General features: G+C 44.0%; 22 protein-coding genes. 2 read left to right on the forward strand and 20 right to left on the reverse strand.

The window, feature by feature from the left end; all coding sequences use genetic code 11:
• Positions 1-80: 80 nt before the first annotated feature.
• Positions 81-1,433, forward strand: coding sequence for an exodeoxyribonuclease VII large subunit (xseA, locus tag BM528_RS12820; RefSeq protein ID WP_071980146.1), 1,353 nt, complete (start codon positions 81-83; stop codon positions 1,431-1,433).
• 62 nt (positions 1,434-1,495) lie between these two features.
• Positions 1,496-2,668 (forward strand): hypothetical protein, encoded by a 1,173-nt coding sequence (locus BM528_RS12825; RefSeq protein ID WP_156844063.1) that lies wholly within the window; start codon positions 1,496-1,498, stop codon positions 2,666-2,668.
• A 107-nt stretch (positions 2,669-2,775) separates the two neighbouring features.
• Here BM528_RS12825 and der read toward each other — a convergent pair whose 3' ends face one another.
• The 20 genes from der to sufB all read right to left on the reverse strand — a co-directional run bounded on the left by der (position 2,776) and on the right by sufB (position 23,485).
• A complete protein-coding gene (der, locus tag BM528_RS12830) occupies positions 2,776-4,224 on the reverse strand; it encodes a ribosome biogenesis GTPase Der (RefSeq protein ID WP_071980148.1) in 1,449 nt (482 codons plus the stop codon).
• A gap of 495 nt (positions 4,225-4,719) precedes the next feature.
• On the reverse strand, positions 4,720-5,346 hold the full coding sequence (locus tag BM528_RS12835; RefSeq protein ID WP_071980149.1) for a PEP-CTERM sorting domain-containing protein: 627 nt from the start codon (positions 5,344-5,346) through the stop codon (positions 4,720-4,722).
• Between the two features lie 175 nt (positions 5,347-5,521).
• Positions 5,522-7,024: a hypothetical protein gene (locus BM528_RS12840; protein ID WP_156844064.1), complete on the reverse strand. Its 1,503-nt coding sequence runs from the start codon at positions 7,022-7,024 to the stop codon at positions 5,522-5,524.
• Between the two features lie 293 nt (positions 7,025-7,317).
• Positions 7,318-7,842, reverse strand: coding sequence for an exonuclease domain-containing protein (locus tag BM528_RS12845; RefSeq protein ID WP_071980151.1), 525 nt, complete (start codon positions 7,840-7,842; stop codon positions 7,318-7,320).
• Positions 7,800-8,063: an exonuclease domain-containing protein gene (locus tag BM528_RS19085; RefSeq protein ID WP_071980152.1), complete on the reverse strand. Its 264-nt coding sequence runs from the start codon at positions 8,061-8,063 to the stop codon at positions 7,800-7,802. The genes BM528_RS12845 and BM528_RS19085 overlap by 43 nt, the downstream gene beginning before the upstream one ends.
• A 308-nt stretch (positions 8,064-8,371) precedes the next feature.
• Positions 8,372-9,628 (reverse strand): outer membrane protein assembly factor BamB, encoded by a 1,257-nt coding sequence (gene bamB, locus BM528_RS12855; RefSeq protein ID WP_083595284.1) that lies wholly within the window; start codon positions 9,626-9,628, stop codon positions 8,372-8,374.
• A gap of 42 nt (positions 9,629-9,670) precedes the next feature.
• A complete protein-coding gene (locus tag BM528_RS12860) occupies positions 9,671-10,291 on the reverse strand; it encodes a YfgM family protein (RefSeq protein WP_071980153.1) in 621 nt (206 codons plus the stop codon).
• Between the two features lie 12 nt (positions 10,292-10,303).
• Positions 10,304-11,587, reverse strand: coding sequence for a histidine--tRNA ligase (hisS, locus tag BM528_RS12865; RefSeq protein ID WP_071980154.1), 1,284 nt, complete (start codon positions 11,585-11,587; stop codon positions 10,304-10,306).
• Between the two features lie 77 nt (positions 11,588-11,664).
• Positions 11,665-12,783, reverse strand: coding sequence for a flavodoxin-dependent (E)-4-hydroxy-3-methylbut-2-enyl-diphosphate synthase (gene ispG / locus BM528_RS12870; protein ID WP_071980155.1), 1,119 nt, complete (start codon positions 12,781-12,783; stop codon positions 11,665-11,667).
• 8 nt (positions 12,784-12,791) lie between these two features.
• Positions 12,792-13,853 (reverse strand): RodZ domain-containing protein, encoded by a 1,062-nt coding sequence (locus BM528_RS12875; RefSeq protein WP_071980156.1) that lies wholly within the window; start codon positions 13,851-13,853, stop codon positions 12,792-12,794.
• A 6-nt stretch (positions 13,854-13,859) separates the two neighbouring features.
• Positions 13,860-15,047, reverse strand: coding sequence for a type IV pilus biogenesis/stability protein PilW (gene pilW, locus BM528_RS12880; RefSeq protein WP_083595285.1), 1,188 nt, complete (start codon positions 15,045-15,047; stop codon positions 13,860-13,862).
• Between the two features lie 42 nt (positions 15,048-15,089).
• On the reverse strand, positions 15,090-16,208 hold the full coding sequence (locus tag BM528_RS12885; protein ID WP_071980157.1) for a bifunctional tRNA (adenosine(37)-C2)-methyltransferase TrmG/ribosomal RNA large subunit methyltransferase RlmN: 1,119 nt from the start codon (positions 16,206-16,208) through the stop codon (positions 15,090-15,092).
• Between the two features lie 545 nt (positions 16,209-16,753).
• On the reverse strand, positions 16,754-17,185 hold the full coding sequence (gene ndk, locus BM528_RS12890) for a nucleoside-diphosphate kinase (RefSeq protein WP_012519000.1): 432 nt from the start codon (positions 17,183-17,185) through the stop codon (positions 16,754-16,756).
• A 272-nt stretch (positions 17,186-17,457) separates the two neighbouring features.
• The gene (locus BM528_RS12895; protein WP_071980158.1) at positions 17,458-17,871 is read right to left on the reverse strand and encodes a SufE family protein; all 414 of its coding nucleotides are present in this window, start codon (positions 17,869-17,871) and stop codon (positions 17,458-17,460) included.
• A gap of 14 nt (positions 17,872-17,885) precedes the next feature.
• The gene (gene sufT, locus BM528_RS12900; RefSeq protein WP_071980159.1) at positions 17,886-18,419 is read right to left on the reverse strand and encodes a putative Fe-S cluster assembly protein SufT; all 534 of its coding nucleotides are present in this window, start codon (positions 18,417-18,419) and stop codon (positions 17,886-17,888) included.
• Positions 18,420-18,450: 31 nt separating this feature from the next.
• A complete protein-coding gene (locus tag BM528_RS12905; protein WP_071980160.1) occupies positions 18,451-18,807 on the reverse strand; it encodes a HesB/IscA family protein in 357 nt (118 codons plus the stop codon).
• A 9-nt stretch (positions 18,808-18,816) separates the two neighbouring features.
• Positions 18,817-20,034, reverse strand: a complete 1,218-nt coding sequence (locus tag BM528_RS12910; protein ID WP_071980161.1) for an aminotransferase class V-fold PLP-dependent enzyme — start codon at positions 20,032-20,034, stop codon at positions 18,817-18,819.
• On the reverse strand, positions 20,031-21,287 hold the full coding sequence (sufD, locus tag BM528_RS12915; RefSeq protein WP_071980162.1) for a Fe-S cluster assembly protein SufD: 1,257 nt from the start codon (positions 21,285-21,287) through the stop codon (positions 20,031-20,033). The genes BM528_RS12910 and sufD overlap by 4 nt, the downstream gene beginning before the upstream one ends.
• Positions 21,284-22,045: a Fe-S cluster assembly ATPase SufC gene (gene sufC, locus BM528_RS12920; RefSeq protein ID WP_071980163.1), complete on the reverse strand. Its 762-nt coding sequence runs from the start codon at positions 22,043-22,045 to the stop codon at positions 21,284-21,286. The genes sufD and sufC overlap by 4 nt, the downstream gene beginning before the upstream one ends.
• A 3-nt stretch (positions 22,046-22,048) precedes the next feature.
• Positions 22,049-23,485, reverse strand: coding sequence for a Fe-S cluster assembly protein SufB (gene sufB, locus BM528_RS12925; RefSeq protein WP_032097237.1), 1,437 nt, complete (start codon positions 23,483-23,485; stop codon positions 22,049-22,051).
• Between the last annotated feature and the right edge of the window lie 206 nt (positions 23,486-23,691).

Below are 23,691 nucleotides of genomic sequence, written 5' to 3' on the forward strand. Positions count from 1 at the left end.
GAGGGTTAATTGCGGCGTGATTGTAGTGTTTTTTGGTTTTAAGGTAAACTCTATTTGTATTAAACCCAGTGATTTTTTTTATGTTTACAAATTCGCCATCAACATCTCGACAAATTTTAACAGTCACCAAGCTAAATCGATTAGCTCGAACCGTACTTGAGGGCGAAATTGGCCTAATTTGGCTGTCCGCTGAAATATCCAATTTTGTGTGTGCGGCATCCGGACATTGGTACTTCACGTTAAAAGACAATAAAGCCCAAGTGCGAGCAGCCATGTTCAAAGGTGCTAACCGCTCGGTACGTCAGCGCCCGAAAGAAGGCGATAAAATATTAGTGAGAGCGTCGGTGGGTCTTTACGAGGCTAGAGGCGACTATCAATTAGTTGTCGAACATATGGAGAGCGACGGTGAGGGTGCGTTAAAGCAAGCTTATGAAGCGCTTAAGATGAAACTTCACAGCGAAGGCTTGTTCGATGCCGCCACTAAGCGAAGCTTGCCAACGCAAATAAATCGTATAGGCGTGATTACATCATCAAGCGGCGCTGCTCTACACGATGTACTTAGTGTATTAAAACGGCGAAGCCCACAAACCGAAGTTATTGTGTACCCCTCTATGGTACAGGGAGAAACAGCTCCTACCCAATTGATTAATGCACTAAGAAAAGCAAACGAAAGAAATGAAGTCGATGTTTTGCTTCTTACTCGTGGCGGTGGTTCATTGGAAGACTTATGGTGTTTCAACAACGAAGCATTAGCTCGCGAAGTGTCTGACAGTGCATTGCCCATTGTGAGTGCTGTTGGCCATGAGGTCGATTTTACTATTTCTGACTTTGTTGCAGATTTGCGTGCCCCTACTCCATCGGCTGCAGCTGAATTACTTAGCCAAGACTCTCTAGAGATAGACCGAAAACTAGTTCAGCAGCGAGAGCGCCTCAAAAGAGTCCTGTCGCACACGTTAGTGCACAATAAACAGAAGCTCGCTATTTTGCGCCAGCGCCTACAAAACTTACATCCGCAAAGTAAAATACAGCATCAATGGCAATCGCTAGACCGTTTGCAAATGCAGTTGCTTCATCACATGAAACAAGATGTTGCTAAAGCAGACAGAAAACTACAGTCACTCATAAATAGACTTAATACTCATAACCCAGAGCAACGAATTACGCAGTCTAAAAGTGCCCTCGACTATGCTCAAACAAGATTGGTTAATGCCACCACTGCGCTATTGAGGAATAAGAAAAATCGCCTGGCATCTGGAGCGTCTCTACTTCAATCGGTAAGCCCCCTGTCTACGTTAGCGAGAGGCTATAGCATTACGTTGGCGAATAAATCTGCCATTACTAGTGTTGAAGCGGTAAATACTGGCGATACAATCACAACTCGGGTGACGGACGGTGAAATAACCAGTACAGTAACTAAAACTCGGAAAGAATAGTTCATCAACATGATAGTTAAACAGTATTGTCCATACGGCATGATTTCTAAGTTGCCAATTCAATGATGAATTGGTGTCGCAAGGAGTTAGCGATAAATGCCGGTGCTTCGCAAAAAGCATCCCGACTCACACTGCTTAAATTGGGGATGGCATTGGGGATGACATTGGGTAGGCAAGCGTGTTTGGTAACGACTTGTTTGGCCTTGCTTGCTCACACCGCTAGTACTAAAGCTGTGGCTTCAGGTATAAATGCTGCCACACAAGATTTGATTAACGCAAGTTCAAGCTCTAGCGTTATAGCCGTTCCAGTATCTGCATTTTCCACTTATCCGTCGTCTCTTGTTGTAAGGCAGTGTGAAGAAAACACGTTAACAGAATCGGCTTTAGAAAATAGCGCATGCCAAGAAGACATCATTGCGCCAGATACATTTATTGACGCGCTCCGGGAATCGTCATTCTTCTCTTCTTTACATCCCTATGAAGAAAAAAGTGACTATCAGCTGCTTATTGCAAATGTGAGTAACGAAAATGCACACTTAGCGGAAATAACATTGCAGTGGCGCAGTATGGAGATAGCTTCACACGTGCTTCAAGTAAATGTGCCGAAAATTTCGCAAAACGGGAAAGCACACTATGCCGCTGAATTAGTAGCTCAATGGCGAGACCTCGCAATTAAGCAAAACTTATTTTCTGCCAGCTACCTTTACCAAGCACTTGACGCTAGCAACTACGAACGTGAACTTGTTGTGCCACAAACGGTGGGCGAATTCAAAAAACTCGACACTCAATTGTATGCAGACCCTTTTAGTGGGGCTATCACAAGATATGTTCACCCCACTTATGAAGAAGCGTTACTTGATATCATCGTATATCCCTTCACGCATAAGTTGAGCAAGGAGAATAACCTACTACTTAATGAGCAGTTAAAGGCAGATTTAGAAAAAGCAGGTGAGATAGCCAAGGCGCAGGAATTGACGTTAACTCTTGCTAATCCAGCTGCGCCCTATAAATCTAAAGGAGAGGAAAACGGCTGGAGGCTGGGTATTGCAGCACAATCAGAAAAATCCCCCACGCTCTATGCGACAACTTACGTATTTAGAAAACACGATAAAATAATCAAGATAGCGACAACTTTTCCCGCTGACTTTTCCGACCCACTTGTCGACGAACTTATGCAGAACGTCGATGTGCCAAAAGAGTCGGTACTTATGCGAAGCATAAGAGAGTTACTGTAGCGCGAAGATAAGAGAGTTACTTTAGCGCGGAGCATAAGAGAGTTACTTTAGCGCGCTGCACAATAGAATTGCTCAAATGCAGCGCAAAAGTAGATAGATCTAAACAGCTATTTTTTATCTTTATAAAACGACATCATTCGACGGCGTTTTCTTTGCTGAGCAAGGGTAAGGTTATTCTTCTTACCTTCAAAGGGGTTATTCCCTTCTCTAAACTCAATTTTTATCGGCGTTCCCATGATCTCCAACGCCTTTCTGAAATAATTCATCAAGAATCGCTTATAGGAGTTAGGCAAGTCGTCAACTTGGTTGCCATGAATAACAATAACAGGAGGGTTATACCCACCCGCGTGAGCATACTTCATCTTCACGCGTCTTCCTCTTACCAGAGGTGGCTGATGGTCGTCCTGCGCCATTTCCATAATTTGCGTTAGTATTGACGTATTAATTCGCTTAGTCGCGCTTTGATACGCTTCCTGCACAGATGCAAACAAATTTCCCACGCCAGAACCGTGAAGTGCCGAAATAAAGTGAATACGCGCAAAATCAACAAAGCCTAGGCGTCTGTCCATTTCCCGTTTTACATCATCTTTAACATCAGTGCTTAAACCGTCCCACTTGTTTACCGCTAAAACCAAAGAGCGACCAGAGTTTAAAACGAACCCTAGTAGGCTTAAGTCTTGATCTGTAATTCCTTCCCTTGCATCAATTACCAACAATACAACGTTAGCTTCTTCAATAGCCTGAAGGGTTTTCACAATAGAAAACTTTTCTACCGCTTCATTAATTTTCTTGCGCTTTCTCACCCCAGCCGTATCGATAAGCACGTATTCGCGCTCATCTCGCTCCATTGGAATATAAATACTGTCGCGAGTTGTACCCGGCTCGTCGTATACCACTACTCGCTCTTCGCCTAAAATGCGATTGGTGAGCGTTGACTTACCAACGTTAGGTTTTCCTACAATAGCGAGCTTAATGGGTAAGTCTTGAAGCCGTTGACGCTGTGCTTCTGCGTCCTCTTCTCCTTCATGCTCAACCTCTTCTACAATTTCCATATCTGGAAATTCAGATTCAAGAGGTGCCAAGCCATCTTGCAACAACTGGCTTACGCCTCTACCATGAGCGGCAGCAATTTGCTTCACTTCACCCAGGCCAAGTTTATAAAACTCAGCGCTTTCACTGTCGCCGTCAATGCCGTCTACTTTATTGGCAACAATGAATACTTTTTTATTAATGCGACGAAGATGGTCCGCAATACCTTGGTCTGCCGGCAACAGGCCAGCTCTGGCGTCAACCAAAAACATCACAACGTCAGCCTCTTCAATGGCAAGAAGAGACTGCTGAGCCATTTCAGCATCTATGCCTTCTTCGTCTCCTGTTATGCCCCCGGTATCAACTACAATGAATTGACGTCTTTCGAATTTGGCTTGGCCATATTTTCGATCCCGCGTAAGGCCGGGAAAGTCTGCAACAAGTGCATCGCGAGTATTAGTAAGACGATTAAATAAGGTCGACTTTCCCACATTGGGACGGCCAACCAGAGCAACAACGGGTAACATTTATCAGATCCTAGAGGTCATGAAAGCTAAAAAGCACAAACCGCAAGCGTTAAACAACGAATTTATCCGTGCTAAAAATACCAGCACTTATGCTTCGTTTACTACTTGCGGTTTTTGAATGGGCGCATTATACCCTTTAAGGGGGTTAATACCAATTCAGATTAACAGGAGAAAGAAATAGCAAAGGGAAATACTTAAAAACAAAAAGCGCCGTTAAAAACCGGGCTATTGAGTCAACTTGGAGCCGTTTTGTTGAAATAACAAAGCGGCTTTTTACTTTTACAAAATTTTTCTTTATTTTTCAATGGTAATTGAGTCACAAGAAAGTGTTCGAATAACCAAAAAATGTACGATTAGTTAAATTTTTCAGTTAGTTACTAAGGTGATTTGAAGGCGAGTGTGTGGATTTTCTCGTAATTTTCCCGTTTTCATATATCTAAAAACGAAAAAACACTGACCGTAATGAGCAGTGTTTTAATAATTCAGCGCTGTAAATTAAGCTTGCTTCTTAATTTTACGAGAAGCTAGTCCCATTAAACCTAAAGCAAAAATAGCTAGTGTTGAAGGCTCTGGAACATCAGTTGAATTATTCGAACTTTCAAGATTAAATTCGAAACTTGCCATACCATAATCACTTTCTGAATTTGAAGCACATATTGTAAGCGTACTCGATGAGCAATAACCATAACTTATATTAGTGAAAGCACTGTTAAAGGTGTCAGAATATGATATATCATAATAGTCATTTCCTGAGACCCCTACTAAGCGATATGTAGAACCAGACTTCAATAATAATTCAGTAATAGATGAGTATCTAAAACTCCCTACAAGGTTATCTGATGACAGTACATTTGTAGATGAAAGTAAGGAGCCAGATAGCTCATCAAAAATACCAACTTGAATAGAACCCGAAGTAAATCCATCATTCAAATAGTCAAAAGCACCTAATGAAGTAACATATACGTCATCTGAGCCAACTGTAAAAATAGTACCGAACGACCAACTACCATTAGTGTAAGCTGAATTAGATACATCATCTCTAAATATTAACCCCGCGTTAGCTATACCGCTAACAACCAAAGTAAAACTTACGACTAAGCCTTTTAAAAATTTATTCTTCATTTGAGTTTTCCTTTTTAATCCCTTTCCTTCGAGGTTGGAAGGTATTTAACAAAGCTAAAAATAAATACTTATTAGGTATTAAGCAGGTAGTATGCCAATTATTTAACTTACAAAAAACAATAGGTTATCGAATTTATATGATTTAAGTTTCGTGCATTTGCAAAATAACCTGACACTAAAATCGGTTATTCATGAAGTTTGGCTGATGTTCTGTTTTATTTCGGTACACTTCATCAATACGGACTTTATCGAGACTAAATGACAATAAATCTTCAGCAGTATAAAGCTTTCTCGTTAAGCCTAATCGCATTGCAGGTGTAGATGGTTTAGGTTTGTTATTTCCTTTGAAGTTTCGGTTAATAGTGCGCTCATTGGTCATACAATAATTAGAGTACACTCGCTTAATTTCAATCAGCTTTACCATCCATTCAGGATTATAACCCGCATACGCATACCAGCGTTTTGAATTAGTGGCACTGGTTACGGGTCGCTCTAAAAAATTTACGTGTCTTCTTAATATTTGAAACCAGTTATCTACGCCATGAAGCGATGCGTTCATTAATGACTCAATTACTTGGTGCTGATTCATGTTTTTAGTATCACCAAGAGGAAGCAGCATTCCTAAGCGTGACTCTTTGTTGGGATTGATAACCCACTCTGATTTTGCGTTGTCCACTCGCATTCGATTTGACAATTGCTCTTGCCATAAACGCGCTTTAATCTCAGCTTTGCTTATATCAGGGTTCTCATTAATTAGCTCAGCTTCAATTTTATTTAATTGCTCAATTGATGTTTCATCAAGGTATTGAGCGCTCCCCGCTTTATCAGCGGAGATTTGAAACGCATACAGAGTTACATTTGCTATCCAATTGGGGAATTTTGCCCCAATTGCTAACTTGATGCCTGAGTCATTATCAGCGTACAGACGAATACGAGGGCAATATTTGAGTTTTTCTTTCAGTAGAGAAAAGTGAGCTAGCACGCTATAGGTTTGCTGCACTAATAAGCCCTTTGGTGGCATTTGAAGCTCAACGGTGCGCTCTGCTTCTGGTGCTTGTACATTCACCTCGTCATTGCTTAATACGTATTGTGCATAGCGTCTGTAATAGGGAAACTTTTCTTGCTCTTTCTTTTCTCGATGCTCTTTATTGATTTCTTTGTAATCATTGGTGAAATCGAAATTGACGTTAGACACAAAGACAAAGCCCGAATCATTATCTACGGTAGAGGTGTTCACTATAGGCGTAGGCTTGGGCATATTGTGGTCGCCCCAATTACTTAAATAAAACTGTCTATCTGTACTTAAGTTAAGCTCTCTTCTGGCAACTGCGTGTTCAAGTAATTCAGAATGATAATGGTCAAAGGCTAATGCCTGTTCATAGAAAAAGTTGATTTTGTCATATATGACCTTTGCACCAAGATTATGTTTATCCATCATGCGATTGATGATGTCTTTATTCATTAAATCTTTAAACAGTGTGACGTTTTCTAAATCTCGGTAATGTCTGTTAGCAGGATTTTGTTTAACGGCAAACTTAGAGTTACAAGCAAGGCAGATAATATTTTGTGAGGCCAGCCTTTCTTCAACCACAACTTGTTTGACAGGTTCACCGCCTTTTTTAAGTGGTTTTACTACCGTGTGTTCAATGTATTTATTTGGTTGCGTTTTACCATCCAATTTATATAGTTCTGGATGCGAGTAGATGCCTTTATTGTTGTTTTTGCATCTAGGCTTTTGAACTTTAGTTCCTCGTCTTTGCTCAGGTGAATGAGGGATGTAATAATATCTATAGTTATTTGGAGTGGCTTTATTAGGACAAGTCGGCTCAATTGGCTCATATACCGTTGATAAACGATTAACTTCTAGCTCAAAGCAGCGGTTATGTATCATGGTTGTACTGTGACCACAAAGCTTGCAGGTAAGCATACGCTCTGATTTATCATCATTCCATGTCAGTTTGTATTCGTTACCTAATCCTCGTTTAAGTTTGCCGTTGGTTTTATAGGTAGGGTTCTTAGCAACGACACCAAAGTTTTCACACTCTGGATTTTTACAGAAGTTAAGTTGGGTGTATGAACCAGTCTCTTTATTTTCAAGGCTCTAGGAATAGATATCGCCTTGATAGGCGCGTGTTTATTTTGTTGTGGCGTTGATTTAAGTGGAATAACTGTATCATCAAGGAGTTTGTAAAACAGTTGAGCGCAAAGGGAGGCATCTAATTCTGCGCTGTACTTTATCCGAGCTGAGATATCAATGCCATAACGCAGACAGGCCGCATCTTGACTAATTCTTTTAACACCAAACTTCTCTTTAGCTAATTCCATTGCACAGGTCACTTCAGCGCAAATATCAGATACGGTAGACGGATAATTAAGCCGATTTAACTCAGCATTTACAAACTTTAAATCAAATTCTGCCTTGAATATAACTAAATGGCGACCTTTTATGAAATTTATGAATTGCTCATGGATCTCTTTAAAGGTCGGTAAACCCACAATTCTTCATCTAGGATTCCGTGAACGCGAAAAGCGCCTTTGTTCGACTTTTTGCCTTCAGGATTAATTTTGAGTTTGAAGACATTCCCCGTAGGAGCAGAGTCTTCATATTCTATGCAGGCTAGGTCGATAATTCGATGATTGCCTTTGTGGGGATCTAAGCCTGTTGTTTCCGTATTTAAGAAGACATATTTCGTCATAATTACTATTCCTATATTCATTATTATAGGAGATTTTGGTAGTTTTTAAATAACTCGTTGAAAAAACAAACTAATCGTACATTATTTTGATTGATTATGTGGTGACGGTTTCCTGAACTTGGACTATGGCCCTTATTTTATGGCTGTATATAACAAAAAAGCTACTATCAAAAAATAGTAGCTCCAAGTTGACTCAATAGCCCGGTTAAAAACGACGCTTTAAGAGTACTGTAAATGTCATGCTTTTCGAGTAAGGTTGTTTACTGTTTTTTAAGACAACTTACTCAGGGAGCGTTCAATTTAAGGGACATTCACCCAATTTAAGCACCTTAAGGGACATTCACCGACACCACCACACCATTACGTGTGACAGCAACAACAGAGTCTTCTACTACAATAGGAGCAGCATAGATAGCGTCGTCTTCATCGTCGCCACCCACATCCAAGCGAGCTACAACTTCTCCACTCTCTTTTTCTATCCAGTGTAGATAGCCCCAATTATCACCAACAACTACATACTCACCAACCGGTGTAGCTGCTGTTAGCGAGCGTTGTTTGAGCAGCCCCTGCGACCAAAGCTCTACGCCATTTCGTCGGTCTAACGCGAAAACGTTAGAGGTATTATCAACAACGAAGATTTGGTTGCCGTCAATGTTCAAGTTACGGAATGATGAATACTCACGTTTCCAAATAACACGACCAGAGCGCAGTTCTACTGCGGCAAGCGTACCGTTGTACGATACGGTATATATAGTTCCGCCATACAGTACCGGCGTAGTATCAATATCTACAATCCGCTCTAGCTCTGTTGCGCCTGTTGGGGTTGAGATAACGGTTTCCCATGCCAGTACACCAGAATCGATAAGATTCACCTGGATTTTCCCAGTAGGCGCTCCAACAATGACACCGCCATTCGACGCAATGGGACCGGAGATACCGCGTAATGTTAGTGGCGGAGTATCACCTTCATGACGCCACAGCTGCTCGCCGGTCCGAATATTAAAGCCGAATAAACTTCCAGCTCCGGTGTTTACCACCAAAATACCGTCATCGGCCGCAGGCGCTGCCAAAATTTCCCCAGGCACACTTGCATCCCACACCAAATCGCCTGTTTCGGCATCAAGGGCTGCGATATATCCGTTCTCAGTGCCAACGAAAAGGTGCTTATCAGCGACAAAGATACCGCCTATACGAGCGCTTTCGCCACTGCTCCACAAATTACTTACCGAACTAAGCATGCCTTCTGAGCGAAATGTAGCAAAGTTTTTCTCCCACACTACTTCGCCAGAGTCTGGCTTCATTGCCACTACGTTGCCGTGACGGTCTGCTGCATAAAGTTTGTCGTACGCGTATACAGGGGTTAGACGAGAAAAGTAATGATTTACCCCGTCGCCAATATCTCGCTCCCACTCTATGGCTGGCGAAAACTTCGCTTCAATGGGCTTTAAGCGACGAATTTCAAGTTCTTCTTCATCGGCAAACCAGTCTGAAACCGTTGAACATCCAGATAGAGTAATCGATACCGCCATCGCCATGGTAACAGCGCGAGCAAAACGACCTTTACGGCCACTGGTATTGTGAAACAAATTGCGTACCTCTTTAATTTTTATCAGCCTTTCAAAGCGCGATTACTGTGCTGCTTCAACAGCAAGATTATCGAGTTTCATCTGCAAAAGCGGATTGTTGGCATTTTCTTCTAGTGCACTTGAGTATGCTAAACGAGCTTCGTCGAACTTATCTTGCTGCTTATAGATATCACCTTTCAATTCCGATACCTGTGCAGAAAACGCTTCGTTTGCAACCGTGCCAAGCGTAGACAACGCAGCGTCAAGCTGGTTCATTTCAATTTGTACTCGCGCTAGTCGAACAGATGCTAGCTCTTTCATTTGAGCGTTGTCAGCAAATGTAATCACTTGATTCAAGTGAGATGCTGCCGCGTCAAGATCGCCATCCTCAACTGCTTTTTTCGCTGCCAAAAGACTTGCAATACTGGCATAGCCAGTATCTTTATTTTCTTCGATGAACGCCTCTAAGCCAGCGCTGTTGCCTTGCTCTGAGAAGTTCTCTACCGCTTTTTGATAAGCGACTGAAGCGGCTTCTTTGCTTTCAGTTTGCATATCTGAATATTGGCGCCAGCCAAAAAGACCGCCTAAACCAAGTGCTGCACCGACAATAATAGCCGTGCCATGCTCTTTCCAAAAACGCTTAATCGCTTCTACTTGTTGTTCTTCTGTTGCGAACTGTTCCATGATGTCCTCTTTTTATTTCTCGCCCAGCAGTTCAGATACTTTTTCGCAAAGGCTATCAAAACTCACTGTAACTTGCTCTTGACCATCGCGTAGTGGCTTTACTCCCACATTGCGTGACTGCATTTCGTCCGAGCCTAAAAGTAGCGCTAGACGAGCACCGGTTTTATCCGCGCGCTTTAATTGTTTTTTAAAGTTCCCGCCGCCACAATGCATCATGATGCGTGCGTCGGGCAATATATTTCTTAGGTGTTCAGCCACTTCAATGGCATACGACTGAGTATCATCGCCCATAGCAGTTACATAAACATCGGCGAAGCTATCGTCTTGCGCTTCTTCACTCAGCGTAGTGATTAGCAGCACTAAACGCTCTATACCCATAGCAAAGCCAACCGCCGGTGTAGCCTTACCACCAAGCTGCTCTACCAAGCCATCGTATCGTCCACCTGCACAAATAGTTCCCTGAGCGCCTAAGCTATCGGTTACCCACTCAAAAACAGTGCGGTTGTAATAGTCTAAACCTCTAACTAATCTCGGATTAACTTCGTATGCGATACCGGCTTCGCTCAGCCTTGCACACAAGGTTTCAAAGTGTACTTTCGACTCTTCATCTAAATGGTCGATTAAAGACGGCGCATCGGCTATTGCAGCTTGAACGTCCGGATTTTTGCTGTCGAGTACGCGAAGAGGATTAGTTTCTAAACGGCGTCTTGAGTCTTCATCAAGTTGGTCTTCTCTTGCTTTTAAAAACTCGACCAGTGTATCGCGATACGCCGCTCGTGCTTCATTAGAGCCAAGCGTGTTAACTTGAAGCTTAACGTGCTTTTCAATGCCAAACGCTTTCCAAAAACGAGCGCTTAGCAAAATAACTTCTAAATCGATATCCGGACCATCAATACCGTAGGTTTCTACACCAAACTGATGGAATTGGCGATAGCGTCCTTTTTGCGGACGCTCGTGGCGAAACATAGGCCCCATGTACCAAAGGCGCTGCTGCTGATTGTACAAAAGTCCGTGCTCATTGCCGGCTCGAACGCAACTCGCTGTGCCCTCTGGACGAAGTGTTAAGCTGTCGCCATTTCTGTCTTCAAAGGTATACATCTCTTTTTCAACGATATCAGTGACTTCACCGATAGAACGCTTGAAGAGATCTGTACTCTCAACAATAGGGGTACGTATTTCCTGATAACCGTAGTTCGCAACGACTTGGCGAAGTACCGATTCTACTTTCTGCCATGTACCGGATATTTCCGGAAGGCAGTCATTCATGCCTCGTATTGCCTGAATAGTCTTAGCCACGTGAAATTCTCATACTGCTAAATAGTGAAAAGCCCCGCATTATAGGGGCTTTGGGAACAAACAACAACGTTACAGGCTTAGTCTTTCACCGATACCTGAATTTTGTTTTGGTCGCTGATGCGAGAAGCCTTGGCGCGGATTTTTGCTTCCAACTTATCTACTAAGTCATCATTAGGTAGGCGCTCTTTTACGCGTTTACCATCCTCATACAATCCGCTCATGTTTCTAGCGCCAGTAAGGCCTAAATCAGAGACTTCCGCCTCGCCGGGACCGTTAACCACGCAGCCAATAATAGACACATCCATAGGTGTTAATATATCTTCCAGGCGCTCTTCCAACGCATTAACCGTTCCGATAACGTCGAACTCCTGACGAGAGCAACTTGGACATGCAATAAAGTTAATACCCCGTGAACGGATACGCAACGACTTGAGAATATCGAAACCTACCTTGATTTCCTCAACCGGATCGGCAGCAAGCGACACTCTGATGGTGTCGCCTATCCCCTCGGCAAGGAGCATTCCCAGCCCTACGGCACTTTTTACTGCACCGGCACGCTGACCACCGGCTTCGGTAATACCCAGATGCAGAGGTTGATCGATTTGTTGAGCGAGAAGGCGATATGCCCCCACGGCTAAAAACACATCGGAAGCTTTAACGCTAATTTTAAACTGGTCGAAGTTAAGTTTATCGAGGATGTCAACATGACGCATGGCCGATTCGACTAACGCCTCTGGCGTAGGCTCACCGTACTTTTCTTGCAAGTCTTTTTCTAAAGACCCTCCATTCACCCCAATACGAATGGGGATATTCTTATCTTTCGCACAATCGACTACCGAGCGCACGCGCTCCATATTGCCGATATTACCTGGGTTAATTCGCAGGCAATCTACGCCGTACTCGGCAACCTTCAGCGCTATGCGATAATCGAAGTGAATATCTGCAACTAAGGGCACATTGACCCGACGCTTTATTTCTTTAAAGGCCTCGGCCGCGTCCATAGTAGGAACCGAAACACGCACAATGTCACCACCAACAGTGACAATGCGATTTATTTGCGCAACCGTAGCCTCAACGTCCGTGGTTAGCGTATTCGTCATTGACTGAACAGCAATGGGAGCGCCATCGCCTATGGGAACGTTTCCTACATTAATGCGCGTTGATTTTCTGCGTTTAATAGGGCTTTCTGCAAACATCTAAATACCTATAAAGGAAGCGTGAAGCGAGCAATTTTTCCGTTTTGGAATGACGCGATATTCGCTGGCTCGCCATTAACTGATATGCGCACATTATCAGGCGCGCCAAGTGTAACTGCAACAGGCGGGATGCCCTGAATGTCCATTACGCGTCCCTGTCGCTTTACGCCAGTGGCGATAACCTCACCAGTGGCGTCTTCAATATTTACCCAGCAATCTTCACCAAAGGTGAACGTCATAGAAATTGGGGCTGCCGAAGGGCCGTCACCATAGGCTAAGTCTTGTTCAGCTTCACCTAAATTCAGTTCAACGTTGTCGTCTTCCGTAATATCGCTAACAAGAGCAGTTAAATTATTACTGTCGTCAACGTTTGAGGGCGGAGCATTAATTGGACCATCGTCCAGCGCATTGGCTACAACGGCGCCGTTTTGCGGGTTTTGATCGGCTATTTCTTCAGATTGGGGGGCATTCTCACTTTGACTAAAGGTGCTTTGGCCTGCAGTGCCAGAAGCACTATCGAGTTCAACGGTACCATTCGTCACCGCTATCTCATCACTCGATTCAGGGGAGCGAGCCGAGGCAATAGCTTCATCTTTAACCGACTGCACAAGTGAAGCGTCAGTTGATGAATCGTCACTTGGCTGTTGATACCACCACACTACTACACCGCCAATGATCAGCAGTAAAATAATATAGGTAACCATCATCCAGCGATCGTCATGTGTCTGTTTTGCAACACGCTTTGAAAAACTATGCAGCTTTTCAGAAGATGGCACTTCACTTTGATTATGAAACTTCTCGAAGGCTTCAATTACCTCATCTGACGGTAACCCCAACTGCCTTGCATAATTTCTTACATAACCCTTGGTAAAGGTTATCGACGATTTCTCATCAATAGCATCATTCTCTAAATCATTGATTTGTGACGATTTTAAGAATAATTTTGTCGCGACATCTTGCTGTGAAAGACCCCGCGCTTCGCGACGCTCTTTTAAAAGGGCTCCTGGGCTTGGCGTACTTTTTTCTTCTTGCGAATGAACTTCTTTGCTCGCGTTTTCTTCTGACACCATTAACCTCTATTCCTCCTGCATACTCGGTGGTACTAACCAAAGTTTTTGACCAGCAATAATAGCGCCATTATTCTCTAGGTTATTCCACTTTTGCAGCTTCGCCATTCTAATATTGTATAATAGCGAAATACGATATAAGTTTTCTGCTGGTTTTACTACATGGATTTTAGGTGATTGCGCAGTTAAATCGTCTGATTTACCGCTACTTTCACTCTTTGTTGTTTCAACGGCGGTTTTGTTTTGTATATCCTCGCCAGCTCTTAAAGCAGACGCGGTCTCTAATACCGCTTCACCCGAAGTGATTTCAGGCGCAGGTTCATCACCCTTTTGCCCGTCATCACTGCTTTCGACAACCAATACCGTTTGTTCAACCGTATTATCTTTACCAACAGACTTGACCGTTTTTATCACTTTAGCATCTAACTGCGAACGCTGCGCCAAATACCGTTTTGTCAATGTGCTGTCTGGGAATAGGGAAATCAACATATCGCCATAGCCTTTTGCAGTGGCTTTGTCACCTTCTCCTTTGGCTATCTCAAAAGCGAGCCATAGCGAGTCTGGAGAAACTTTGGCAACTCTCTCATATCGTCTAAGTGTGGACTTCGCGTCTTGCCACTGCTCCGTAGCTGCATAAAGTTCAGAAAGTAAAAATAGTGTCTTTGCTCGGGTAGGTTGATGCTTCAAAGCGCTTTTAAAGTAATCGATAGCATCTGACATGTTATTTTGGCTTTGCGCGCAAAGGGCTAAATTTTCGTAAGTTTGCGCTGCGTTTGAATAAGAGCGATTATCGATAGCCTGTAGGAAGAAGTCTTTAGCGCTTTCGTACTGCCCATTTTGGCATTTAAATGCGCCAAAGCTGTTGGCAATATCGCCGTTGTTGGGCTCCAGATCGAGCGCTGATTCGTAATAGCTTTCAGCTCGCTGATTTTCACCAACAAGCTGATAATAGTAGGCCATCGCATATTGGACATCCGCAGAACGCGGATCGAACGCTATCGCTTTATCAAGATTGCGTTTAGCTTGAGTATAATTATTGTTTTGTAGATAGGTAAGACCCAGCGACATGCGGGTTCTCGCCGCTTCTTCCGCGTCAAAATCTGCGCTATTAATACCCGACTGGCTGCTACTTACGCAGCCTACGATAAACAGTGATGCGCCAGCAATTGTGGCGCGCACACTTTGTTTAAATCCCATTCGCAATCCAGTTGGCATAGTCTTACCCTAATATCCTAATGATTATTGGGCTATTTTTACCGAAATTGCTTCGCCCTTCACCTGTTTTTTTAACATTCTTTTCGTTCTATCAACCACATCGCCTACTAATTGACCACAGGCAGCATCGATATCATCGCCACGGGTCTTTCGTACTACCGTGGTAAAGCCGTATTCCATCAGCACCTTGGCAAACCTATCAATGCGCGAGTTACTCGAGCATGTGTAGGGAGAACCCGGGTAAGGATTGAACGGAATTAAGTTTATTTTACTCGGAGTATCTTTAAGTACTTTCGCTAGTTCGTGAGCCTGCTCGGTACTGTCGTTTATGTGGGAGAGCATAACATATTCTACGGTGACCCTACCCTGATTCGCTTTAGACTTCGCTAAATAGCGACGTACACCCGCCAAAAATGCTTCAATATTGTACTTTTTGTTCACAGGTACAATTTCATTACGCAACTCGTCGTTCGGCGCATGCAATGAAATAGCCAAGGCAACATCAATCTGGTCGCCCAGCATGTCTAATGCAGGGACGACTCCTGACGTACTCAAAGTGACTCGACGTTTTGACAGTCCGAAACCGAAATCGTCTAACATAATGTCCATTGCCGGCACTACGTTTTTCAAATTAAGCAGCGGCTCTCCCATGCCCATCATCACCACATTGGTAATGGGGCGCTGGCTAGTATCTTTAGAAAGCCCTAAGAATGTTGCGACTCGCCATACCTGCCCAATTATCTCACTGACGCTCAAGTTTCTATTGAAACCTTGTTGCGCGGTACTACAGAAAGTACATTCTAAGGCGCAGCCTACTTGAGATGATACGCATAATGTAGCGCGCTCTTCCTCGGGGATCCAAACAGACTCGACTTCTTGGCCGCCCTCAAGAGTAAGCGCAAACTTAATTGTGCCATCGCTTGCTTCCTGGAAGTAGGCAATTTCAGGAGCTTTTATTTCACAGTTCTCAATCAGCATGGCGCGAAGATTTTTATTGAGATTACTCATTTTTTCAAAATCGCTTTCGCCGTGCTGGTATATCCATTTCATCACCTGATCGGCGCGAAACGGTTTTTCCCCCTTTTCCTTAAAGAAGTTGCGCAAGCCTTCGCGATTTAGATTTAATAAGTTTGTTTTTGCCATGAATAAAATGACCCTTTTACCTTGCGAGGAAGTGACCTCGAACTGCTTAATTTAGATTACTATTACTGCAAAAATGTAATGAAGAGAGAGGCTTATAAGACTATCGTTTGTATTTAAACGCTAATTTTTATAAACCATAATACCCGTGCGTTTATAACAAAAGCCATGCAGTAAGAAGTCATATTTTTAACGCGTGTTAAGCGGCGCTTACGTGTTTAAAATTTGCGCAAATACTATCATATATGGCTCTGCATAAAAAGTGATGAGTATCTTTACCCTCTTCCAGATATATCGAGTAGGGTGAGGCTTGCGCCTCATCCCTCTCACAGAACCGTACGTACGGGCCTCGTATACGGCTCCTGCATACTTCATATCACTTGCTAAGTGAACGCCCTTGCCATTCGGATTATCTTCCCCTCAGTCAGGGTGATTCAGGTTTCTTTCAACCTGACGGGTTTGCCAGCTTCGCTGGGCAAACAAAAAAACGAGGCCGAAGCCTCGTTTTCGAGTATTAACTACTCTGTGTCGGTTTTGTTTGTCTGTACTTAGCGAGTACGTGGACAAATCTCTTCTTCAGAGAAGAAGTATGCAATTTCGCGAGCCGCAGATTCAGGTGCATCAGAACCGTGAACCGCGTTTTCGTCGATTGATGCAGCGTAGTCAGAACGAAGGGTTCCAGCAGCAGCATCAGCAGGGTTTGTAGCACCCATGATTTCACGGTTTGCAAGAACAGCGTTTTCACCTTCAAGAACCTGAACCATTACCGGACCAGACGTCATGAAATCAACCAAAGCACCAAAGAAAGGACGCTCTTTGTGTTCTGCGTAGAAACCTTCCGCTTGCTCTTTGCTCATGTGGATCATCTTAGAAGCAACAATGCGAAGACCAGCAGATTCAAAACGGTTGTAAATTGCACCGATTACGTTTTTAGCTACCGCATCAGGCTTGATAATCGAAAAAGTGCGCTCAAGAGCCATGTTTTTTCTCCAAACAAATAAAGTGTGTTTTCAATTTTGGCGGCGAATTATAGGCAATAATTATCGCGTTTACTAGTGACTATTATGAAACCTCAAAACAAAGCCTTGGATTTAGCCAAACCAGCCTGTTGCTTTATATGTATGGAGCGAAATAAAGCACTGAATTTAAAGTAAAATCAGTGTTTCATTGAAGTTTATTTATCTCTGTTAAACTTTTATGTACGCTTTATTTTTTCGCTAAAGAAGCGCTATCTTTGTCTGCAATTTTTATTTTACGACAAATTAGCTCGCGCTAGGTCTTGTATTTTGCCGACAATAGCGCGCAATCCGTTTCCGCGTGTGGGCGTAATGTGGCGCTCTAAATCTAGCGCTTCAAAATAACCATCGACATCAAACTGAGTTATCTCTCGGGGAGATTTATTGTTGTAAGCTGCTAGCACAAGTGCCAATAGGCCTTGAACAATAACAGCATCGCTGTCTACGTCGAATGTGATCTTACCATCTTCATAAGACTCAACTAGCCATACGCTACTTTGACAACCTTTAACCAAGCGGTTTGGCGTCTTTTCGTTTTCTGGCAAGCCTGGAATAGACTTACCCAAGTCGATAATATACTGGTAGCGTTGCTCCCAATCATCGAAGAACGCCAAGTCATCTACAATTTCTTCACTGCTTGGTAATTGCATGTTATGTCCTGTATTTAAAAAAAGAGACCGGCTTCTAGCTGCGCTTCTTCACTCATCATGTCACGAGACCAAGGAGGATCGAATACAAGCTCTACGTTTACATCATTGACATGTGGAACCATGGCAACGCGATATTCAACATCACCAACCAGAACTGGGCCCATACCGCATCCGGGGGCTGTCAGCGTCATATCAATGTTTACGTTACCGCTGTCTTGGTCTATGTCGACTTTATAAATTAAGCCAAGTGACACTAGGTTAATGGGGATCTCTGGATCGAAAATAGTCTCCAACGCATCCCACACCTGCTGCTTACTTATCTGACCATCGCTAGGCTCTTCGAAACTTAACACCATTTCTTTGCGGCCAATGGCGCCAGCGTCAGTGCCGTCTATGCGGTACATATTGCCTCGCCAGGTGATGGTAAAATTTCCGCCAAGCTCTTGGGTTATGCTGACAAATTCTCCCTCAGGAATGACTGTCGGGTTTCCAGCCGGCACCAAGCGCGCTTTACATTCGCGCTCAGTTACCACCATTTTTTGCTTCATAAACTGCTAGTGCTCTTTTGTCTTTGCAAAGTTAACCAACGTTGAAGCTTTCGCCACAACCGCATTCGTCAACAACATTTGGGTTATTGTATTTAATAACACCGTTTACACCTTCTTGAACGTAGTCAATTTCAGTGTTTTTTAAGAGGTCTGTTGCATCTGCCGCAATAGCCACATTAAGCACAGACGATATTTCAACAATCTCATCATCGTCTTTTGCACTGTCAGCAAAATCCAGCACATAAGCATAGCCTGTGCAGCCACTCACTCTTGTAGAAAGACGAATGATCTGACCTGGCTTATCTTTAAGCTTGCTCTCAAAATGCTTAACGGCACTGTCAGTAAGCGAGATGAGCTGTGTACTTGGAACAAACGTTTCAACACTCATGGTGCCTCCTTAGGCCAACATCATTTTTGCTTTCTTAAGTGCAGCAAAAAGGCTGTCCACTTCGTCAAGCGTGTTATAAATTGAAAATGAAGCACGAGCAGTACCTGGAATACCAAATCGCTTCATTAGAGGCTGAGCGCAGTTATCGCCGGTACGAATGGCAACGCCCTGCCTGTCTAGAATAAAACCAATATCCGCTGGATGAGCGCCATCTAATAAAAAGCTCAGCACGCCAATTTTGTTGGGTGCTGTACCCACAATTCGCATACCATCAAGGGCTTCGGCTTGCTCAGTAGCATAGTTTAGAAGTGCAGTCTCATGCTCATGAAGAGCCTCGATATCGAGTTGTTTAAACCACTCGACGGCAGCGCCCATACCAATAGCACCGGCAATGTTAGGCGTGCCTGCTTCAAGTCTATTCGGCAGTGCTCCCCAAGTAGCTTCGTGGTAAGAGACATCTTTAATCATCTCACCACCTACTTGCCAAACGGGCCAAGACTCTAATATTTCTTTTTTACCCCACAAGCAACCGATGCCAGTAGGACCAAAAAGTTTATGACCAGAGAACACGTAAAAGTCGCAGTCGATGTCTTGAACATCAACACCGCCATGAGCAATACCTTGCGCACCATCAACAAGTACCCAAGCTCCAACGCGTTTTGCTTTTTCAGTCAACACTTTAATAGGGTTCACTGTGCCCAATGCATTAGAAACATGTGGAAATGCAACTAGCTTTGTTTTGTCAGAAAGCAGCTTTTCAAACGCTTCAATGTCTAGCTCACCATTATCAAAAATAGGAACGATATTGAGCGTAGCGCCGGCTTTTCGACAGGCTTGTTGCCATGTTACCAAGTTCGCGTGGTGCTCGAGCTCTGTAGCCATGACTTCGTCGCCCTCAGCTAAAAGCTGAGATAACCCGTTTGCCACTATATTGATAGCTTCGGTAGTACCCGCAGTCCAAATAACTTCTTCTCGAGCGCTGGCGTTGATGAAACTTGCCACACTTGCTCTCGCATTTTCATAGCGACGAGTTGCTTCGTCTGATAAATGGTGAGCCCCACGGTGAACGTTAGCATTTGTGCCAGTATAAAAATCGACAATGGCGTCGATAACCGCCTGCGGCTTTTGCGTGGTCGCAGCGTTATCTAAATATACCAGAGGCTTCCCATCTACAGTTTTGGAAAGAATAGGAAACTGTGCACGAAGTGCGTTAACGTCTAAGCTCATTTAACCTCCATCTGGGAGAAGCGCTTGCTTAGTAACGGCTGTAGCCACTCGCGAATTGCGCTATTTGGTACATCGTTTACCAGTTCTTGGATAAACCCAAAGTTAAGCATTACCAGCGCTTTACTACGCGGTACACCACGAGTTAGCAAGTAATAGAGCGCTTCTTCGTCAATTTCAGCTACGGTAGCACCGTGAGCACACTTAACATCATCAGCATAAATCTCTAACTCAGGCTTGGTGTTAATCACACCACGGCGAGAAAGCAACAAGTTGCGGTTATTCAGTTCTGCCAGCGTTTTTTGTGCATCGCGATGAATATGAATTCGACCGTTGAATACAGCGCGAGACTTATCACCCACGATACCACGAGCGTTTTCTTCCGTAGTGCCGTTTGGCATTGCATGCTCAATGGTTGAGTGAAGGTCGAATAATTCACCTTCCGCCAACAAATAAATCGCATTCATTTTGGCATCAGCAAACTCACCAGCGTGGTGAATGTCTACATCCAAACGCGACAACTCACTGCCGTAGCCTACCATGGTTGAATTTAGCGTTGAGCGGTTGTGCAATTTAAAATGACTTCCACCGAGCTGCTTCGCCGCGGCTGTGAACATGGCAAAGCGATAATGCTCCAAATGCGCATCATCAGCAATATCGTATTCAGCAAAGGCGGTAGTTAAACTGTCTACGTCGCCCACGCCCTGCTCAATAACAGTGGCACTTGCACCCTTTGCTACTTTCACAACAACACGAGTATGTGCATCGACATTTTGCGTGGCCATGTTAACAATACGAACAGGCGTGTCGATTTTAGTATTTTCATCAACACTGATAAAAATACCGTGCTCGCACAGTGCATCATTAACTAACCCAAACATGTGTCGAGTAGGCTTAATTTGCCCGTAAATGCTTGATATTGCTTGCTGCGTTGCCTTATCGTCGTGCTTAAGCGACGTAATGGTCATGCCTTTAGGCACATCTAGCGTATTCACTTGCGTGATCAATACGCCGTCGACGAAAACCAAGTCGATAGCATTTAAGTTGTCGATAGCGGGTACCGGCAGAACGTCGGCCTGTGTTGTCGTTTTCGCTTCGCGCTTCTCTACAGAAGTAAGCGGCGTAAAACGCCAGCTCTCATTTCGACGAGCGGGCCAACCATCGGCTTTTAATTGGGTTAAGGCCTGTTGACGCACGGGCGCTAAATAATCGTCGAACTGCGCCCCGCCAATGACCTGATCTAGCCATTGACTCATGCCTCAGCCTCCTCGTACGCCTTCCCTAGGAATGCGTAACCTTCTTTTTCTACTTCGTGGGCGAGTGATGCGTCACCGCTTTTCACAATTTTGCCATCAGCAAGAATGTGCACGAAATCTGGCTTAATGTAATCGAGCAAACGCTGATAGTGCGTTACTACAATAAAGCTACGCTTTCCGTCGCGCTGGCTATTTACACCGTTAGCAACAACCTGAAGTGCATCTACATCAAGGCCAGAATCTGATTCATCAAGGATACATAATGACGGCTCTAGCAAAATCATCTGCATGATTTCGTTACGCTTTTTCTCACCACCTGAGAAGCCTTCGTTAACACCGCGCTTAAGAAAATCTAATGGTAGCTGCACCTGCTTGCAGGCTTCTTTTGCTTTCTTTAAAAACTCAGCAGCAGAAAGTGCTTCTTCGCCGCGCTGTTCTCGCATAGCGTTAACAGACTCTTTCATAAATTCCATGTTGCTGACACCAGGAATTTCTACCGGGTATTGAAACGCTAAGAACAAGCCTTCGCGGGCACGCTCTTCAACGTCAAGGTCTAGCAAATCTTTACCGTTTAGCGTTACGTCGCCTTCGCTCACTTCGTAGCCATCACGACCTGACAACACATAACCTAACGTACTTTTACCGGCACCGTTGGGGCCCATGATAGCGTGTACTTCACCAGGCTTAACGTCTAGGTTAAGACCTTTAATGATGTTTTTCTCTTCTACGCTGGCATGTAAATTCTTTATACTAAGCATTGATTACCCCACTGAACCTTCAAGACTAATTTCGAGCAGCTTGCCGGCTTCTACGGCAAATTCCATTGGCAGCTCTTTGAATACTTCTTTACAAAAACCGTTAACAATCATAGAAACGGCTTTCTCTGTGTCTAAACCTCGTTGGCGACACAGAAACAATTGCTCGTCACTTACCTTCGATGTTGTCGCTTCGTGCTCAACTATTGCCGACGGGTTGCGACTTTCGATATACGGGAACGTGTGTGCACCGCACTTATCACCAATAAGCAGCGAGTCACATTCGGTAAAGTTACGCGCGCCGTCTGCACGAGGCCCCATCTGCACTAGACCACGATAAGCGTTGTTACTTTTACCTGCAGATATTCCTTTTGAGATGATGGTTGAGCGCGTATTTTTGCCCATATGAATCATCTTGGTACCGGTGTCAGCCTGCTGACGACCACGGGTAAGCGCCACTGAGTAAAATTCACCTACGCTGTTGTCGCCTTTAAGAATGCAGCTTGGATACTTCCACGTTACCGCTGAACCAGTTTCAACCTGAGTCCATGAGATTTTAGCGTTGGTGTGTGCGATACCGCGCTTGGTCACAAAGTTGTAGATACCGCCTTTACCGTTCTCATCACCTGGATACCAGTTTTGAACCGTAGAGTATTTGATTGTGGCGTCGTCCATTGCAACTAACTCGACCACTGCGGCATGCAACTGATTCTCATCGCGCTGCGGCGCTGTACAACCTTCTAAGTAGCTCACGTGGCTGCCTTCATCAGCAATGATCAAGGTACGCTCAAACTGACCGGTGTTCATTTCGTTAATACGGAAGTAGGTGGAAAGCTCCATAGGGCAGCGAGTGCCTTTGGGAATATAAACAAATGAACCGTCGGTAAATACTGCGCAGTTTAGCGCAGAAAAATAGTTATCTGTACGAGGCACTACTGAACCAATGTATTTTTTAACAAGGTCAGGATATTTTTGAATGGCCTCAGAAATCGGGCAGAAAATGACGCCGGCTTCTTCCAGCTTAGAGCGGAACGTTGTGACCACCGATACAGAGTCAAACACGGCATCAACCGCAACGCCTGCTAACATTTCTTGTTCGTGCAGCGGAATACCTAACTTTTCGTAAGTACGCAGTAGCTCTGGATCGACTTCATCTAACGACTGAGGCTTGTCTTCCATACTCTTTGGTGCCGAGTAATACGAAATTGCCTGAAAATCGATTTTTGGGTATTCCACATGGGCCCAATCAGGCTCTTCCATTTCAAGCCACGCATGATAAGCCTTTAGACGCCATTCGAGCATCCACTCAGGCTCGTTTTTCATTGCGGAAATGCGACGAATAATCGACTCATCTAGGCCGCTTTCAAACGTGTCCGATTCGATCTCTGAATAAAAACCAGCATCGTACTTTCTTTCTAACGCCTGTTCGATCTGTTCACTCATGTTTGGGTCTCGCTTGTTTGCCTGCATTTGCTGCCTAAGCCTTCCATTCACCTTGGCTTGGGAAATTACCCCACGGTCTTGGTAATTTCCCTTAATTCACCGCACAAACCTCGTGCAGTAAGCATTTTACAATGGTGGCAGCCTTAAAAATTGGTGCGGTATTATATAATACCTGAGTATTCCACTCAAATATTCAGCGACGTATT

This window comes from Alteromonas sp. RW2A1 (assembly GCF_001886475.1).
GTDB classification, from domain to species: Bacteria; Pseudomonadota; Gammaproteobacteria; order Enterobacterales; family Alteromonadaceae; genus Alteromonas; species Alteromonas hispanica.